This is a genomic window from Paenibacillus sp. JCM 9796 (genome assembly GCF_055379675.1).
Genome location: NZ_AP043723.1, coordinates 906,012 through 923,873 on the forward strand (window position 1 = coordinate 906,012; position 17,862 = coordinate 923,873).

The window sequence follows — 17,862 nt, forward strand, 5'->3', positions numbered from 1 at the left end:
CGCCAGGTCTGTAAGCGCTTCCTTTTAAACATCTTACATAAGCGGGCTCGCTTTAACTATGAGGTAAAACTATCTTTTCTTCCGTTTAAACATCCTTTTCATACCTGATATCATGGGATGGATTTATTGAAAACGAAAGGGTTGTCCCTTGTCATGAATGATGACTTGCGGGACAACCCTGGCCATTTTTTTCAACTTACGGATAACCTTTATCCCTTGATTGAACCTGCGAGCAGCCCCCTGATAAAATACCGGCTCAGGAACATATAAACCAGCAGTGTAGGGAGTGCGGCCAAAATAGCTCCGGCCATCTGCACGTTCCACTGCACAATCTGACTTCCGGACAGGTTTTGAAGGGCGACCATGATGGGCTGCTGCTTCTGTGTCGTGAGCGTAACGGCAAACAAGAATTCGTTCCAGACGCTGGTGAACTGCCAAATACCTACGACCACAAATCCGGTTAACGATAAGGGAATCATCATATACCGATAAATACCGAAGAAGCCGTTTCCATCGATTTTGGCCGATTCAAGCACTTCATTGGGAACGCCGACATAAAAATTGCGGAACATCAAGGTACAAATAGGCAGGCCGTACACAACATGAACGAGTATTAATCCGGGAATCGAATTGTACAGCTTGATCATTTGCAAAAATTGTATCAATGGAATAAGTATGCTTTGGTACGGAATGAACATCCCGAACAGCATCAGCGTAAACAGGACGTCCGCGCCTTTAAACTTCCATTTGGATAAAATATACCCATTGAGCGATCCGAGCAGGGCCGATAGCAGCGTAGCCGGGATGGCAAGCAAAAAGCTGTTCGTCAAATTGGGGATCAGCTTCTTAAAAGCCTCCTGATAACCGCCCAAGTTAAAATGCTTCGGCAGCGCCCACATTTGATCTAACGTAATTTCTTGCAAGCCCTTCACACTGGTGATCAGCATGACATAAATCGGAACCAGATATAAGATCGCAAGTACGATCAGTACCCCATACAACAGCGAACGGTTGAAGCGCTCCAGCGACATGTTACTCTTCCCCCTTGCGCATGTTGAAAATCAAGTAAGGAACAATAAGTAAGGAGACAAGAAGCAGCATAATCATGGCGATACCCGCACCTTGGGCATAATGATTGCCGCGGAAGGTCGTTTCAAACATATAGACACCGGGAACATCCGTCACAAACATGGCGCCTGGTCCTGTCATCGCATAGACCAAATCGAAAATTTTCAACGAAATATGCGCTAAAATAATAATCAAGCTCATCGTAATGGGCTTCAATTGCGGCAATATGACCTTCAACAGCACCTGCCATTCCGTCGCTCCATCCACCCGTGCCGCTTCCCGCAGGTCTTCAGAGATTCCCCGTAACCCGGCCAGATACATGGCCATCGCAAAACCGGACATTTGCCAGATCGCAGCGATCGCTACAGCAATAATCGCTAGCGGCAGTCCGAAATCAATCTGCCCCAGATGAATTTTGGGAACAATCTCCGTACTTACAAACCAAGACGGGACATTCGTCATCCCTAGTGACTTGAGAAGTAAATTGATTCCTGTCGTCGGGTTTAGAATCCACTGCCACACTACCCCGGTCACGACAAACGAAAGCGCCATCGGAAACACAAACACATTGCGAAAAAAAGCTTCGCCGCGAATTTTCCGGTCAACCATAATCGCCAGAAACAGTCCGATGAGCATCCCGCCCGCAATGAAAAGAATCGTAAATGTCAGTGTGTTTCTTAAATCCGACTGAAAACGAAAATCCTGAAACAGGAATTGATAATTGCTAAAGCCCGCAAAAGCAAAATTTTTGACTAATGTGTTCCATTCCGTGAATGAGACAAAACCTGTCCACGCAATAAATCCATAAACAAAAATGGCGATCGCCGCTAATGAAGGCAGAAGCATGAGGATGGGCACGAGCTTCTCCGACTTCCAGACGCTTCGCCGGCCTGACGCGGGAACGGGTTGTTTGGTATTCAATGGTCTGGTTGAACGGGTAGCGTTCATCTGATCACACTCCAAGACAAAGGGCCAGATGTCTGGTCTGCCATCTGGCCCCGTCGATTTTTCCCTACTTCTTCATACCGTTAGCATCCTGTGCCTGTTTGAGCGCTTTCGCCGCCTGCTCGACGTCGCCCTGCGTTACGAAAATATTGATGGCTTGATTAGCTTGGGTCGTAAAGCCTTCCGGTGCAGCGGAGCCGTGTGCCATACTTGGGGTCAGCTTGCTCTTCTTAAAGTCTTCAATCGTCGTTTTACCATAAATGTCGTATTTGGATGCATCTGCATCAATACGAGCCGGAATCGATCCCTTCAACGGATTGAATACATCCTGACCTTCTACAGAACCGAGAACCTTTAAGAATTCTTTGGCAGTTGCTTGATCTTTGGAAGCTTTAGGCAGTGCAAAAGTATCCGTTATGACCATAAAGCTGCCGTCTGAATTCGGCGATGCGACCCACCCGAAATCTTCATTAGCTTTTAATTTCAGATCCGTTGTAAAATACCCTTTGGCCCAGTCCCCCATGTTGTTCATGGCTGCTTCCCCTTTGGCGACCAGTTGGGCGGCATCCTGCCAGTTACGGGCAGCATGATCTTTATTGATGTAAGTCAGCATCTTTTTAAAGGTTTCCAGCGATTTTTTCACCCGTGCATCGTCAAAAGGAATTTCGCCGGTCCACAGTTTCTTGTAATTGTCAGGACCGAACTCGCCGAGCAGTACATTCTCAAACAGCATCGTTGCCGTCCAAGGCTCTTTGTCGCCGAGCGCAAGCGGAGTAATCCCTTTTGCTTTTAACGCATCCGCCACCTTGAAAAACTCATCAAATGTTGTTGGTGCTTTCAGTCCGTTATCGTCAAAAATTTTCTTGTTGTAGAATATCACATTTCCACGGTGAATATTGACCGGAACCGAATAAATATTGCCGTCCTTGCTGACCATGTCGATCAGGTCCTTCGGAAACTTGGCCTTCCAGCCTTCGCTATCATACAGATCGTTCAAAGGACTTACTTTATCCGCGGCAACCCATCCGGTGTTCAGCTCCGCACCGCCATGCACCTGGAATGAAGATGGAGGATCTCCGCCCTGCATACGGCTTGCCAGAACAGCCTTCGCATTTGTTCCTGCTCCGCCCGCTACCGCGGCGTTAATGACCTCGATATCCGGGTGCTTTTCTTTAAACAGCTTTATAAGTCCTTGAAGTCCCGCTTCTTCACCTGCTCCCGTCCACCAGCTGAAGATTTCAACCTGTTTTTTTTCCGCATTCGCCTTTGGGGCGGGCGTATTTGCCCCCGCTGACGTAGCCGGGCTTTCTTTTACCTCAGTCGTGTTGGCGTCAGTGTCTGCGCCGCAAGCCGTTAAGAGCGTGCCCGCCAGGGTTACAGCCGAAAGCGTAAGAGACAATTTTCGTTTCACAGTTACTACCCCTTTCAAGATTGCTTTTTATGAAAGCGCTTTACAAAATAATCTTACTCAATTGGAGAACCTCTTTGAATGAGGTAAATCTATCTTTTATTCTGTTTTCTTGCACAAAATTTGACATTCCCCTCCTTTATGCATGACGTGCGCGATAGTCGCCCGGCGACATCCCCGTCTGCTTTTGAAACCATTCGCTGAAATATCGGGGATTGGGATAGCCCACCGCCTCGCCAACCTGGTAAATTTTGAGATTGGTACAGCTTAGCAGCTCACAGGCTTTTTCAATTCTCATATGCGATAAATAGTCGCTGAACGATTTTCCTGTTTCCTGACGGAATAACCGGCTTAAATAATTGGACGTGACAAACAACTCTTCAGCAATTTGGGTGAGATGGAGATCTTCCGTGAATCTTGAGCTCATCATCTGAAGCGCCTTTTTAATCAGGTACGAAACGGGCTCCTCCGGCGCCTTTGGTTGTGCGGGCTGCCGCTTGGCAGGATTCTCTTCTTTGCCGCACAGCTGCTTGGCTTTCTGTAAGACTGCTTCGATCTCTTCGACATCCGTGGGCTTAAGCAGATAATCCATAGCGCCGAGACGGATCGCTTCCTGGGCGTATTTAAAATCGCCATGGCCGGTCAGGAAAATAACTTGAATTTTCGATGGCAAGCGATGGTTATCTTCCAATAGGCGTAATCTTGCGACGAGCTCCAGGCCGGTCATATTGGGCATGCGTATATCCGACACAAGGATGTCGACAGGATGGCCTTCGATATAATTCACAGCCTCAAAGCCGTCCTGAAATACTTGCACCAGATCAATACCGAGAAGCTCCCAATGGATATGTTCGCTTAACCCTTCCCGAATCCAGGCTTCGTCATCGATAATAACAGCCCGGCATGCAGCAGCGCTCATCGATTTTCCTCCGTCCTATTCAGATTCTTTTTGATATGCCCGGAAAGCTGACGAAGTTCATGCGCCGCCTCCATAAAGGTTTCTCTCGGGTTGGCATATAAGGTAACGATTTTGGCCAGCGCCTTATCTTCGATATCAACCATAGCCGGATAATAAGTAATTGAAGGTTCTGCTTTCGCAATATCGATGCTCTCCAGAATTAATGAAAAATCGGGTCGCGACACTTTAAAGGACGGATCACTCAAAATGGAACGTCTGGCTGGAATCCCCCCTCGCTGAGCATAGATCATCCCTCCGCGTTTACCGGTCGCAAACTCGAGAAACTTCCATGCATCCAACGGATTCGTGGAACTGGCATTGATCGCGAGCGTCCAACCATGCTGAAACGGGATACGGCGGAGATTACCGTTCTGGTCCTTGGTGCCGGGAATTAAAGAGATTTGAATCGAATCTGTATAAGGACTAGCGGCTTGCTTGATCATCGGATATGCGGAATTCCAATACGGCGCCGCCATGGCCACTTCCCCTGAAATCAAGGCATCGCGCGTTCTGGAAAAATCCCAGCTCAGCATATCCTGCGGCACGAGCTTCTCTTTCACCAGTTGTTCAAGGTATTCACCGGCTTGAATGGACTCCTGTTGATCCAGCAGTATCTCCCCGTCGTTCTCCTTCAAAATATCTCCGCCAAACGACCATAATAGAGAGGCGAATATTTTGGAGCGTTCCTCCGGTACAACGGCAGGCATCGCTAACCCCCATGTCGTAGGGGATTCCGGGTTATGGCTTTTGGTATATTTCCGGGCCTCCTTGAACAAATCATCCCAGGTTTCAGGAACGCTTGAAATTAAATCACTGCGATAATAAAGAAAATGGGTGCTAATGTCCGTCGGCAGCGCATAAGTCGCTCCCTGGTAACGGTAGACGGAAAGAAAATCATCGACATCGAACGACGGCAAATCCGTCAAATGGGGATTCCTGATAAAGGAATCCAGTGGAAGAATCGCATGGGCGGAGGCAAATTGGGCAATGGACGTGTTCGGTACGGAGACGATGTCAAACGAGTCTGTACCCGCCAGCAGCTGCGTACCAACCGATGTAAAATACACATCTCTGCCCAATTCAATATATTCCACCTGGATACCCGTCTCCGCTTCAAAAGCCTGCGAAATCTGACGCATCGCCGCAGATTCCGTCCCCGTACGAATAAGCACCTTGATTTTTTTGGTTTCTGGTGGAACTTTCGCCGTCTCGATGGTTACTTGATCCAGCAAAACCAAACTGCTCAGTGCCCAAATCAGAAGGAGCACGAACGCAATAAACATCAGTCCATTGTATTTAAAGCGCTTCAAAGCTATGCCTCCTCAAATAACGGGTTTGACGGAGACAAACCATAAGGTATGGTTATCTTGACCAGCGTTTCGAGTTGCTCGCTTTCCGTTAGCTGTATGCCGTACCTCTGACCGAATGCCAACTGGATTCTTTGCTGGACATTTCGAAGACCGACATGCACGCTTGGGGAAGCGTCCTGCAGTAAACGGTTCACATGTTCCAGATCGATAGGCGAACCCGTGTTGGATATTAAGATACAAACCCGGTTTTCCATTTTTCGGGCACTTATCGTCACTTTACCGCCCGCCGGATTTTTAGATACACCATGTTCTAAAGCGTTTTCAATTAAAGGCTGAAGAATAAGCGGCATTACACGTACTTCTGAAACAGAGGGCTCCAGATGAATCTCATATTGCAGCTTATCCCTGTAGCGAAAAGATTGAATTTGCAAATAGTTCTCGATATGCTCCACCTCTTTTCTCAGTGTTGTCCATTCCTGTCCCGCAGATAAGGTGAACCGGAAAAACCTGCCCAAAGCCGTTACCAGCTTGCTTATGGATTCCGCTTTATGTTTCTTGGCCATCCAGTAAATCATGTCGAGCGTATTATATAAAAAATGCGGATGAATCTGCATTTGCAGCGCCTGCAGCAGCGCCTCCCGCTTTTCTTTCTGCTGCCTTTCGTTCTCCTGAATCAGATCCTGAATCCGGTCCATCATACGATTGAAGTTGAATTGTAAAATACTGATTTCCTGAATCGAACCTTGAGTTTCCCGCACATGAAGACTGTCTTTCGAAGCAATGGACATTAAGCGGGCCAAATTAATGACCGGCTTGGAAATCGCGGTAGCCAGCAGGATCGAGACGATGACGGAGACAACGGCTCCGCAAGCGGCAATGATCAGCAGATATTGCAATATTTTTTGATTCGGACCAATCAATTCTCCTAAAGGAACAACTGCCGTCATTTTCCATCCGCTGAGTTTCGAGATGTCGGAGGCAAGCAGCCATTTCCCGTCAACAATCCTCAGCCCTTGTCCCTGGAGAGGCAAAGACCTTATCGCTTCATTTATTTTATTGTTCTGAAACAACTGGGGATCCTGCTGGTAAATAACATCTCCCGCTGCGTCCGAAACCAACAATGATCCTGTTGAGCCGATTTGAACCTTACGGAGATACTCACTGATAAACGAATCGTTAAATTGAACAAACAGATACCCGCGAAGCACCCCCGTATTGCTGTCAATAAGGCGCCTTGCTGCCGTCACGGAAGCGCGAACCGGGGTTTGGAAGCCGTCCTTCGGGCTATATATCGCCCTCTTTTCACTGAACCAGTTCATTTTTAAGGACTTGTCCTCTACCTGATCGATGACAAATTGATAGTTCGCATGATCGACCTGCTCGTAGGCATAAAATGAATTCTCCGTCGATAGAACCGTACGATCCGAAGTGATAAAAGAGATGGCGCGTATGTACTCCAGCCTGCCGCGAAACAAGTTGGAATAAACCAATTCTTTAAACCTTTGATTGGCATCAAACAACCGGTATGGAGAATCTAACGGACCCTTTAAAAAATCAAGCGACTGCTCATATAGTAAAGTCCATGTGAGCCGGTCGATTTCTGATAGATTGGCGTCCAGAGCCCGATGAGTCTGTTCAACGGTTTGCAGCAAATATTGGCTCATCTGCTTTTGAAAGATTTCATTTTCCTTCTTGTAGGTAATATACGTGATGACCACCAGAGGAAAAATCATGAGCAGAAGAAAGACGGACAGCAAAATAGTCCGAATGGAAATCGGTTTGCTGAAGGAAATGAAAGCACCCACCCTTTCTTAGATATCCGCATTAGGTTTAAATTAACATATATGGAATGAAATGTTTGTCGAAACGAGTTGCGAGAGAAGGAGTTTCTTGCAATATATATAAATTTGGCTATGTTCAACTTGAGACAAAAGGGATAGACGCCCTTACATCAAAGAAAAAGGGACGTCCATCGATGAAGGATAAAAAGAAGCCCTGCTCCAGCTGAAGGCTCTATCGAAGCGTTACAAGCAGAAGTTGAACGTCTGCAAATGGAGAACGCCTACTTAAAAAAGTTGAATGCCTTAGTTCAAAGCAAGGAAAAATTACGAAGCAAGACAAAACGCAAGTAATATTTGAGCTAAGACTAGAATTTCCAATCACATCGTTGCTTCAACTGGCCGAGATCCCACGTAGTACGTATTACTACTGGGTAAGTATAATGGATCGTCCCGATAAAGAAACAGACCTAAAATCCCGTATTAGAGCAATTTATCATGAACACAAGGGGCGCTATGGTTATCGCCGTAAGTAAACCATAAAAAGGTCCAACGCATCATGGGGGAACTTGGATTAAAGAGCATCGTTCGAATGAAAAAATATCGCTCATATAAAGGGACGGTCGGGAAAATTGCACCGAACGTTTTAGACCGTGATTTCAAAGCTACAAAACCGAATGAGAAGTGGGTAACGGATATTACAGAGTTCCATTATTGGGCGAGAAGCTGTATATGTCGCCTATGTTGGATTTATTTAACCAGCAGGCATTAAAGAAACGCGGAATTGCGCAGAGCATGTCACGAAAAGAAAATTGTTACGATAATACAGTTATGGAAAACTTCTTTGGCATCTTAAAAGGCAAAAATAAAAGGCATGAGCCCAGTACAGTACCGAGTTCATGCCCTTCAAGCAGCCTAACTATTTCTACTGTCTAACTTTATGGGGTCACTTCAGCAATGATAAGTCGCAAGGCGGTCTGGAAAATTACTTTACTTAATTCCCTCGTAACGCCAAACTCCCTTCTACGCTTGTATAGCTTGTACCTCCGCTTTGCTCTCTACAGATTTTTGCACACGGATAGGTGCGGTTTCTTTGATGAAGAGACAGAATGCCGTACATGCGATTAGTCCGCTTAAAGCCAGGTACAGGGTAGTTTCAATACCGAAATGCTGCGCGACGAAGCCTGCGATGGACGGGGCTACACCGCCGCCAAAAATTTCGCCCACGCCTATGATCGTGCCGGCTGCGGAAGAAATTAATGCTGCAGGAACCGATTCGATCGTTATCGTGCCCGCTAACATGCACAAGCAGCCGTTGCAGAAGAACGCAACCCAGAACAAAAGCGCGAACAAGCCGAAAGGGCTGGCGCCCATGCCGATAAACAATAACAGAAAGACAATCCCGACGATCAGTGCGATGACGGTAACGATTTTTCTGCCTAAACGGTCGGATAAAGCGGGTATCGCAATCTGTCCGAAAAAGGCGCCAAAACCGATGGCCGATGTAACAAAGCCCATTTGCGTAATACTGAGTTTCAAGAAGTCCGTTAAATAGTTGGGAACCATGGCGCTGAGTACAAAAATGCAAGTCATGATCCCGCACAAACCAAACATGCACAAGATGATGTTCCGGTAGCGAAATATATCGACCCAACGGTGTTTCGTCTGATCTGCCTTTACGTCTACCTTCACTTGCTTTGCTTGCATCTCTTTCTTCTCTTGAATATGCTTGGGCTCTTTAATGATCCGGTGCATGAAAAAGGCTAGGATGAACCCCGGAATGGCCACGATGACAAAGACCCAATGCCAAGAAGGAACCACGCTTAATAGCTGCGTGGCAATGATCGGGCCAAAGCCAAGGCCGAATAAAGCAAAGGTGCTTTGTTGAAGCCCCATGTTGAATCCGCGTCTGCTTGGTTTGGAGGCTTCGGCGGTTGCCGCCACACTGGCCGGTCCGAACGATCCCTCCGTAATTCCCATTATGGATCTGATCAGCAGCAGGCTGACTAAGCCGCCGGCAAGTCCGGTCAACCCGGAAAGCAGAGAAAACATAATAATCGAAGGGATCAATACTTTTCTCCTGCCGATTTTATCGGACAGCCCTCCCATAATAATGGAAAATACACCCCAGGATAATCCAAGCACAGCGATGATATTGCCCAAATCCTGATATCCCAGATTTAAATCTTTCATCATGACCGGAAATAACGGGGTAATGATCCAACGATCCAACCCGACGAGCCCGAAGCCTAGAGCCAGCAAAAGCACAGCCTTCCATTCATAACCTGCATCCAGCTGTTTTGCCAATTCTTTCATACTTCCTTCCCCCTCTGCATTTGTTTTAATAATTCGTCTGTACGCATGACTCTACCAAACACCTTGGCAATCGTCGAAAGCGTGGCATCATGGGACTGTTTATCGAAGCCGCCGCAAGCATCGCTTATAAAGGCCACCTTCAAATCCCGGTTAAAGGCGCTTCGGGCCGTTGATTCGCAGCATACACTCGTTACCGTCCCGATAATAATCACCGTATCCGCCACATGCATGCCTCGAATATTTTTGATGATGGTCTCCATTTCCGTATTATAAAAGGCATCATATCTGTGCTTGGAAATGACGATCTCCCCGGGCTGCGGCGATAAATCCTCAACAATTTCTACGCCGGGCGTATTGGCCCGCATGCCTTCCGTTATCAATGAAGGGTTGTATGCAACCTCTAGAGGCGACACAGCCATATGATCGTACAGTACATGTCTCGTATAAATGACAGGGATATCATTTTTCCTGCAGCCTTCCACCAAACGTTTCATATTGGGCAAATGTTCGCGTGCCATTGGCACTTCCATGACAGCGCCTTCATTGACAAAATCGTTCTGCATATCAATCACCAGTAAAACTGCTTTGCTCTTGTCAAATTCCCACGGCAGTAATGATTTTTCATGTTCCACTATTCGCCACTCACTTTCTCATCCCATTTTTAATAACGCTTTCAAAAGAAAGTGTATCACGTTTCCATCTGCTTATAGATATAGTTAATTTCTATATCCTCTACTTAATCACCCCTATATTGAGTCGGTAAATTATTTCGGCTATTATTAAATAAACCTCCTAAATTGTTACCGGAAAGAAGGTATTTCTTTGGATCTTGAAGGTTTGCGTTCTTTCTTGGCAGTTGCTCGCGAAAAAAGTATTTCCAAGGCAGCGCTATCTTTGCATGTAGCCCAGCCAACACTGAGTGCACGGATCCGTAATATGGAGGATGGGTTAGGATTTCCTCTTCTGGAAAGGAATTGGGAAGGGGTAAAGCTGACGAAACAAGGATATTATTTCTTGCCGTATGCCATTCAACTGCTGCAGGATTTAAGCAATGCTTCAACGGTATTGACAAAATTCGCGGGAAAAGAATTCCACACTTCGTTTGAAGAGGTTACGAACAACACCAACCGGTTGCTGATCGGTCTCGATACATGGCTTGTCCCCTTTTTTATCAACCCGATTATTGAAGAATTGCAAAGCAATTTTCCTGACCTAGACTACAAATTCATAACCCGCCCCACGCAAACCATACTGGATTTGATCGAATTTGGCGGAGTCCACTTGGGAATTTACTACGATATCCAATGCAACAATCACCATGCAAGCACCTTATTTGAGGATGAAATGGTGCTCCTGTGCTGCGCAAGTTATAATAGAGACATGTACCATGATTTAAGCAGCTTGAATCAGATTAAAGAACCCTTTCTGCTTTTTGACAATCCCGTATTGGTTTATCACAGCCGATTTACCGCACCCATTTTCAAAAAACTAGACATCAGGGAATTTCATATGGTCGATGATATCAATGTCATGCTGCATATGATAGCTTTAGGACAAGGCTATACCTTTATTCCCAAATCCAGCATCTTCCAAATATCCCAATGGAACTCTCGTCAGGTGCAAGTAATTCCTCTGGGCGATAAGCTTCCCAAAATTAAGATTCAACTTATCCAATCGAATATAAAGTCATTTTCTGAGCCTATTGATCGTATTACTCAAACGCTGTTGTCGTACAGCAGCGATAATGATAACTTTGGGTTTCCATGCTAGACGCACACTCTGCAACCATTTGCCGTTCACAGTAATTCTTTTATAAGCTGTGCCGAGGATTTGCTTGAAAGGTACGCCATAGGGAAATCAAACAATGTTTTTGCACCTTTGACTCCGTCTTCGCTTAAACGGAAAGCGGTGCGGGCACATGTGTAGGAGCGCAAAACGTTTGACGAGAATTTGCAATTCGGTGACAACTGGAAATTTTGAAGGGGGGCGAATGTGGGTTTTCTCAAAAAAATGGCAAAAATTTTGATAGATAAGCGTCAAGGGACACACATGCGCCCCTCTAGGCTTTCTCGGAGCTTCTGTTGATAAAATTGCAGAATATGCCGGATTTAGCAAAGGGGCGGTTTATGCTCATTTTAATTCCAAAGAAGATCTCTTTCTAGCTATGATAACGGAATCGGTAGAACAAATTTCCAAGGCCATTGAGAAATTGATGTCGAAAGAGAATCATGAGTCTAGACCGTGTGCCCCTTCATCTATATGGAAAAGCACTACAAAATATGCTCCTGTCCCCACGTTAGTTCGAGTCTGCCGGATATTGGCCGCTTGGTATGCCTTCTCACCGCATCCTTTAAAATGCTTCATAAAAAAGAGGGCCTTTCCCGGAAGGTCTATTTATGACCTTATGGGAAAGCCCCCTTACGTTTATTGGAACACCAGCTGTCTGGCTTCCATCTCGACAATCCGATCGCAGATCGCATCGGCATCTTCCCGGTCATGGGTGACAAGGATCGAGGTAATGCCTGCCGCCCGGAGCAGCGCCTGCAGCTCCCCTCGGATCTGGCTCTTCAGATCCGCATCCAGGCTGCTGAATGGCTCATCCATGAGCAGCAGCTGCGGCCGCGGCGCGAGTGCCCTCGCGAAAGCGACGCGCTGCTGCTGGCCGCCGCTCAGCTCATGCGGATACCGCTTGGCGAAGCCGCTCAGCTGGACAAGCTCCAGCATATCCGCCAATCGCGCCGCACGCTCCGAGCTCGGCAGCCGATGCAGGCCGAACAGGATGTTCTGCGCGACCGTCAGGTGCGGGAACAAGGCATAATCCTGGAACACCATGCCGACGCCGCGCGCCTCCGGCTGCACGAATACATTCGGAGAAACCATTGTCACGCCGTTAATGGTGATATGCCCCGAGCTCGGCTGCTCAAGGCCGGCGATCAACCGAAGCAGCGTGCTCTTGCCGCAGCCGCTCTGTCCCAATATTCCCACAATCTCCCCTTGCTTTAATTGAAGCGAAAAGCCGCTCAGCACGCTCCCGCCGGCCTTCGAATAATGATACGATATATCCTGAAGCTCTATGAAGCTCATCTCGCATTCCTCTCCCCTAACCAATGATAGAATACGACGGACAAAATCCCGACCGCGATAATCATGAGCGAAGGCACGGATGCCTGATGGATCTGCTCATCGCTCGCATATTGATAGGCCTTGGTCGCCAGCGTATCGAAGTTGAATGGCCTGAGCAGCAGCGTCAGCGGAAGCTCCTTCACGATCTCCATGAACACAAGCACTAGCCCGGCCAACACCGATCCGCGTATCATCGGCAGGTCTACCTTGAAGAACGTGCGCGTCATTCCGAGACCGAGCATGCGCGACGCCTCGCTGTATCGATTGCCGATTTTGTCAAAACCAGCCTCTACCGCATTATAACCCACCGCCAGAAAACGAACGGTATACGCAAATACAAGCATAACAAGCGACATGCTCAGCACGAGCTTGCCCGCTCCCAGGCCTAGCTGCTCATAGACGCCGGCAAGCTGCCGGTCAAGCGACAGGAATACGGCGAGCACGCCGATGGACAGGACCGCTCCCGGGATGGAATAACCCATCGCAATTACACGGCTCATCATCCTTGAGAAGAAGGTTCGCCCGTAGCGGTTCACATTCGCCACGATGACGGCCAGAAGCATAATAAGCGCGATCGAGACACCTGATAGGACGAGCGAATTATTCAGCATGCCTGCGAACCTCATGTCCAGCACGTCATGGTACGTCCACCCGGCCCAGACGATCATCTGGAGTACCGGAATGATGAATGACAATGAAAGCACGATCGTACTGAAGACGACGGCTGCGGCAGCCTGAATGCCGCGCAGCTTCCTCCGGCGCAGCGGGGTCGAACGGCTGACGGTCGAATGGTATTTCTTCCGTCCGCGTAGCAGGCGTTCGATGACGAACAGCCCTATGATGACCATCATGAGCAAGGCGGACAAACGCAGCGCCGAATCGATGTCGCTCATGCCGAACCAAGTCTTGAAAATGGCGGTTGAGAATGATTGAATGCCGAAGTGCTTGGACACGCCGTAATCGTTCAGCACCTCGAAGGCAACCAGGCTTGCCCCCCCGACGATCGCCCCTTGCGACAGCGGCAGCACCACTCGAAGGAAGATATAGACGGGCCCCTTTCCCAGCAGTCTTGCATTGTCAATGAAGGCGGCGCTCTGCTTCTCGAGGAACGACTTCGTAATCAGATAGATGTACGGGAACAAGAACAGGGTGAAAATAAAAATAGCGCCCTTCATGGACATGATATCGAAGTAACTCTGATTGACGGTCCATCCAAGCTTATTGCGCATAAAGGTCTGCACGCTGCCCGTATAACTGAGCATGGAGCCGTACGTGTAGGCCGCGATATACGGAGGCATAGCCAGAGGCAGTACGAATGTCCAGGCAAAAAAGCGCCGCAGCGGGAAATCGTATGCCGCTACGAGCCAGGCTAGCGCAACGCCGATCATGACGGCAAACGCAACCGTGCCGCCCACGAGCCGCAGCGACTCCAGCGCGTAATCGACAAGCATATACTCCCTGATATGCTGCCAATTCTCATTCGGCTTGCGGAATAGGCCGACCAGAATATAAAAAGACGGAAGAAGGGCCGCCATGGCCCCAATTCCACTAAGGATTACCCATCCATTCAACTTTCGTTTCAAGTCCCTCAACAAGGTGGAAGCCATCATATTTATTTCCAGTTCACCTTGTTCATGATCTCTATAGCCTTCTTGTTATGCTCGCCCAGCTTCGAGAAGTCGAGCTGCTGCACCTTGAATTCGCCCCACTCCTTCAGCAGCGCCGGCTTCTCGGCTTCGACATTGACCGGGAATTCGAAGCTTCCGGCTGCAAGCGTCGTCTGTGTCTCCTTGCTTGTCAGATACTCGATCAGTTTGACGGCGTTCTCCTTGTTCTTCGCATGCGCAGTCAGTCCGACGCCGCTAATGTTAAGATGCGTGCCGGTCGTGTTCTGGTTCGGGAAGAAGACGCCGATCTGCTCGGCTACCTTGACCTCCTCCGCTTCCTTCGAATGCAGCATCTGTCCAACATAATACGTATTCATGATGGCCACGTCGCCAACCTTGGCGGCGATCGCCTTCGCTTGGTCGCGGTCTCCTCCATCCGGCTTTTGAGCCAGGTTGTTCACCAGCCCCTTCGCCCACTGTTCGGCTTGCTCTTCGCCATTCAGCTCGATCAGCGATGCGAGAAGCGATTGATTGTACAGGTTGGAAGACGAGCGCACGAGCACTTTGCCCTTCCATTTCTCGTTTGTCAGATCCTCGTAAGTGGACAACTGATCCGGCGTTACCCGGTCCTTGGCATAAACAATGACGCGTGCGCGGGTAGCATAGCCGATCCAGTTATTATCCTTATCGCGAAGATTCGCCGGTACGTTGGCATTCACGACATCGGACTGGACGGGCTGAAGTACGCCGTTCTGCTTCGCGTAGTTTAATACGCCGCCATCAACGGTGATGAACAAATCCGCCTCGGAACTCTCGCCTTCCCGTTTCAGGCGCTCCACCAGCTCCTCGGCCGTACCTTTGATCTCATTGACCTTAATGCCTGTCCGCTTCTCGAATTCGTCGAAAATTTGGAAGTCGATATCGTAATGGCGTGCCGTGAATATATTAACGACCTGCTCCTTCTTCGGCGCTTCAGTGCTAGCAGGCGCCTCCTTTGCCGGAGCATTGCCCGCTTCTTGATTCCCTGTATTTCCAGCGCCGCAGCCTGCCAGCGCTATGGCCATCATTAGCGTTAGTACGATCATGCCCACGAAGTATTTCTTTCTCATTTCGGTCCGACCTCTCATTCTGATAGTTTATTTGTGATAATGAATATCATTACCAACTCATTGTAACGAACGAAAATGAGAAAATGCTGTGAAAACGAAAAAAGTTTTCTATTCGAGCCGCACTCACTTGATCTTCTCAGGAAACGTAACCGTTACGGTTGTACCTTCATTCAGACGGCTGTCTATTTGAATCGTTCCGCCGCAGCCCTCGGCCAGCCGCTTGGCAATGGACAAACCGAGCCCATAGCCGCCCTGCTCTCCGCTTCGCGACTTATCCGCGCGGTAGAAGCGGTCCCAGACGTAAGGCAAGCTTTCCTCCGAAATCCCGATGCCGCAGTCGATCACCGCAAGGGTGGCTTGCCCGTCCGAAGCCGCTCCACGGATTCGAACGGTGCGGCTGTCGCCTGAATATTTGACCGCATTGTCCATGAGGATAATAAAAATCTGCTCCAGATGCTGTTCGGAAATCGCTAGCCTGATGCCCCCCAAGTCTTCGAGCTCCGCTTCGAATCGGAACGACGGGTACAGGGCGGCTGCATGCTTGATCAGCCGCGACAGAATCGGCGTCGGGTCTGCTTCCCTTGCTTCGTCGCCGCTGACAGACCGCTCCGCCCTCGACAGACGAAGCAGCTCTTGCACCAACCCCTTCAAGCGGGCCAGCTCGTGAAGGGAGATGTCCAGCGACTCCTCAAGAACGGCCGGGTCCTGCTTGCCCCAGCGCCGCAGCATGGCCAGATGACCCTCCAATATCGCGATCGGTGTCCGCAGCTCATGCGACGCGTCCTCGACAAATTGCCGCTGCTGTGCGAAGGAGCGCTCGACCTGGTCCATCATTTCGTTGAATAGGTTCATCAGCGAATGGATCTCGTCCTTCGATCCGGTAAGCTGGATCCGCTCTTGAAGCCCATTCTGCTTGACGCGCTGCATCGTTTCGTTCATCGCCTGAAGCGGCCGCAGCAGTTGGCGCGCCAACAGTCTGCCGCCGAAGGCACTGACCATGACCGCCCCCAGTCCGCATAGAAGCATCACTTGCAGGAAAGCGTTGATCAGCTTCTCAAAGTCTTCCATGCTCTTCACGATTTCAACGGTGCCATGGAATTCGAAGATCGTAAACGGGCTTCGCATGACCAGCATGTTATCCAGACTGAACGAATGGTTATCGTTAGCCCTCAGTACAGCGTCATTGTCCGCTATCCACTCATTCGGAAAATCATCCGATACCGCAATGATCGGCAAGCCCTTCTCATCGAACACGCGGATAAGCTGGGAAGATTGATTCACCTTCTCCAGATAGCTGCGTATGCGCGAGTACTCAGACTCCTCGAAGCGAAACTCCTTCTCCAGCAGCACATTCAGTATTTCCCTCATATCCTGCTGTGTGCTTGCCTGCTCCTCCTTAATCATCCACCGCTCGACGAATACATATTGGACGATGTTATAAGCTCCGAACAGCAGGAACAGCAAGAGAGCTGACCATAGGGTCAGCTTCCATTTGATCGGTAGAGCGTGATAGCATATAGGAAATCGGTAACGTTCCGCCTTCATTTGCGCATCACATAGCCAATGCCACGAACCGTCTGGATATAGCTGGCTTCTCCTTCGGTATCGATCTTGTTGCGGAGATAACGCACATAGACGTCAACGACATTCGTATCGACTACCGTATCGAAGCCCCACACCATATCAAGCAGCGTCTCCCTCGGCAGCACGCGGTTCAGATTTTTCATGAACGTCTCCAGCAAGGCATATTCCCGTTTCGTCAGCTCAATCGTTCTGGAGTCCTTGGTTACAACTCTGGCATCCACATCGAGAACAAGATCATGGAACGCAAGCAGCTGCCGCTGCTGTTCCTCCGCCTCCTCCTGCCTGCGGAATACGACACGTATGCGCGCAAGCAGTTCCTCGATTGCGAACGGCTTTGGAATATAATCGTCAGCGCCGTTATCCAGACCGGATACGCGATCCGTCACGCTGTCTCTGGCCGTGATCATGATGATCGGCACCTTCTTGGCGGCTCTGATCTGCCTGCATACCTCAAGTCCGTCCATTGCCGGGAGCATCAGATCGAGCAGAATAAGATCCCAGCTCTCCCGGATTGCCAGTTCAAGACCGCGCTTGCCGTCCGCTGCGAGCGCAATCTCGAACGCTTCATGGCGCAGCTCCAGTTCGAGGAACCGCGATAGATTCTTCTCATCCTCAATTAGCAATATCCGTTTCATCCTTCGCCCGCCCTAATCGCA

14 protein-coding genes and 2 pseudogenes are annotated in these 17,862 nt (G+C 49.0%); 3 read left to right on the plus strand and 13 right to left on the minus strand.

From position 1 onward, the window contains the following. Positions 1-209 precede the first annotated feature (209 nt). The 6 genes from ACZ439_RS04400 to ACZ439_RS04425 all read right to left on the minus strand — a co-directional run bounded on the left by ACZ439_RS04400 (position 210) and on the right by ACZ439_RS04425 (position 7,494). Positions 210-1,031: a carbohydrate ABC transporter permease gene (locus tag ACZ439_RS04400; protein WP_054799339.1), complete on the minus strand. Its 822-nt coding sequence runs from the start codon at positions 1,029-1,031 to the stop codon at positions 210-212. A 1-nt stretch (position 1,032) separates the two neighbouring features. Further along, positions 1,033-2,016, minus strand: coding sequence for a carbohydrate ABC transporter permease (locus ACZ439_RS04405; RefSeq protein WP_127608358.1), 984 nt, complete (start codon positions 2,014-2,016; stop codon positions 1,033-1,035). 64 nt (positions 2,017-2,080) lie between these two features. Beyond that, a complete protein-coding gene (locus ACZ439_RS04410) occupies positions 2,081-3,424 on the minus strand; it encodes an ABC transporter substrate-binding protein (RefSeq protein WP_464620669.1) in 1,344 nt (447 codons plus the stop codon). A 136-nt stretch (positions 3,425-3,560) separates the two neighbouring features. Then, complete coding sequence (locus tag ACZ439_RS04415) at positions 3,561-4,340, minus strand: response regulator transcription factor (protein ID WP_054796626.1); 780 nt, start codon at positions 4,338-4,340, stop codon at positions 3,561-3,563. Continuing rightward, complete coding sequence (locus ACZ439_RS04420; protein WP_464620670.1) at positions 4,337-5,689, minus strand: ABC transporter substrate-binding protein; 1,353 nt, start codon at positions 5,687-5,689, stop codon at positions 4,337-4,339. The genes ACZ439_RS04415 and ACZ439_RS04420 overlap by 4 nt, the downstream gene beginning before the upstream one ends. 2 nt (positions 5,690-5,691) lie before the next feature. Continuing rightward, positions 5,692-7,494, minus strand: coding sequence for a cache domain-containing sensor histidine kinase (locus tag ACZ439_RS04425; RefSeq protein WP_141335536.1), 1,803 nt, complete (start codon positions 7,492-7,494; stop codon positions 5,692-5,694). A 110-nt stretch (positions 7,495-7,604) separates the two neighbouring features. Between ACZ439_RS04425 and ACZ439_RS04430 the strand changes: the two are divergent. Then, a pseudogene (locus ACZ439_RS04430) lies at positions 7,605-8,386 on the plus strand (IS3 family transposase); the annotation flags it as partial. A gap of 104 nt (positions 8,387-8,490) precedes the next feature. Here the strand turns inward: ACZ439_RS04430 and ACZ439_RS04435 are convergent. Together ACZ439_RS04435 and ACZ439_RS04440 are read right to left on the minus strand one after the other, a co-directional pair. Further along, positions 8,491-9,783 carry an MFS transporter gene (locus ACZ439_RS04435; protein WP_464620671.1) on the minus strand — a complete coding sequence of 431 codons (1,293 nt, stop codon included), beginning with the start codon at positions 9,781-9,783 and terminating at the stop codon, positions 8,491-8,493. Further along, the gene (locus tag ACZ439_RS04440) at positions 9,780-10,415 is read right to left on the minus strand and encodes an isochorismatase family protein (protein ID WP_054799347.1); all 636 of its coding nucleotides are present in this window, start codon (positions 10,413-10,415) and stop codon (positions 9,780-9,782) included. The genes ACZ439_RS04435 and ACZ439_RS04440 overlap by 4 nt, the downstream gene beginning before the upstream one ends. Before the next feature lie 190 nt (positions 10,416-10,605). Between ACZ439_RS04440 and ACZ439_RS04445 the strand changes: the two genes are divergently transcribed. Beyond that, entirely contained in the window at positions 10,606-11,553 is a 948-nt protein-coding gene (locus tag ACZ439_RS04445; protein WP_464620672.1) for a LysR family transcriptional regulator, read from the plus strand. Between the two features lie 277 nt (positions 11,554-11,830). Beyond that, positions 11,831-11,953: pseudogene (locus ACZ439_RS04450) on the plus strand (TetR/AcrR family transcriptional regulator); the annotation flags it as partial. Positions 11,954-12,207: 254 nt separating this feature from the next. On the opposite strand, the gene ACZ439_RS04455 reads toward ACZ439_RS04450, so the two are convergent. From ACZ439_RS04455 to ACZ439_RS04475, 5 genes are all read right to left on the minus strand, one after another. Then, complete coding sequence (locus tag ACZ439_RS04455; protein WP_054796613.1) at positions 12,208-12,867, minus strand: ABC transporter ATP-binding protein; 660 nt, start codon at positions 12,865-12,867, stop codon at positions 12,208-12,210. Then, on the minus strand, positions 12,864-14,516 hold the full coding sequence (locus ACZ439_RS04460; RefSeq protein ID WP_464620673.1) for an ABC transporter permease: 1,653 nt from the start codon (positions 14,514-14,516) through the stop codon (positions 12,864-12,866). Before ACZ439_RS04460 ends, ACZ439_RS04455 begins: the two co-directional genes overlap by 4 nt. 2 nt (positions 14,517-14,518) lie before the next feature. Continuing rightward, positions 14,519-15,622, minus strand: a complete 1,104-nt coding sequence (locus ACZ439_RS04465; RefSeq protein ID WP_054796612.1) for a Fe(3+) ABC transporter substrate-binding protein — start codon at positions 15,620-15,622, stop codon at positions 14,519-14,521. A 123-nt stretch (positions 15,623-15,745) separates the two neighbouring features. Then, positions 15,746-17,167 (minus strand): ATP-binding protein, encoded by a 1,422-nt coding sequence (locus ACZ439_RS04470; RefSeq protein ID WP_464620674.1) that lies wholly within the window; start codon positions 17,165-17,167, stop codon positions 15,746-15,748. Beyond that, positions 17,164-17,841 (minus strand): response regulator transcription factor, encoded by a 678-nt coding sequence (locus ACZ439_RS04475; protein ID WP_464620675.1) that lies wholly within the window; start codon positions 17,839-17,841, stop codon positions 17,164-17,166. The genes ACZ439_RS04470 and ACZ439_RS04475 overlap by 4 nt, the downstream gene beginning before the upstream one ends. Between the last annotated feature and the right edge of the window lie 21 nt (positions 17,842-17,862).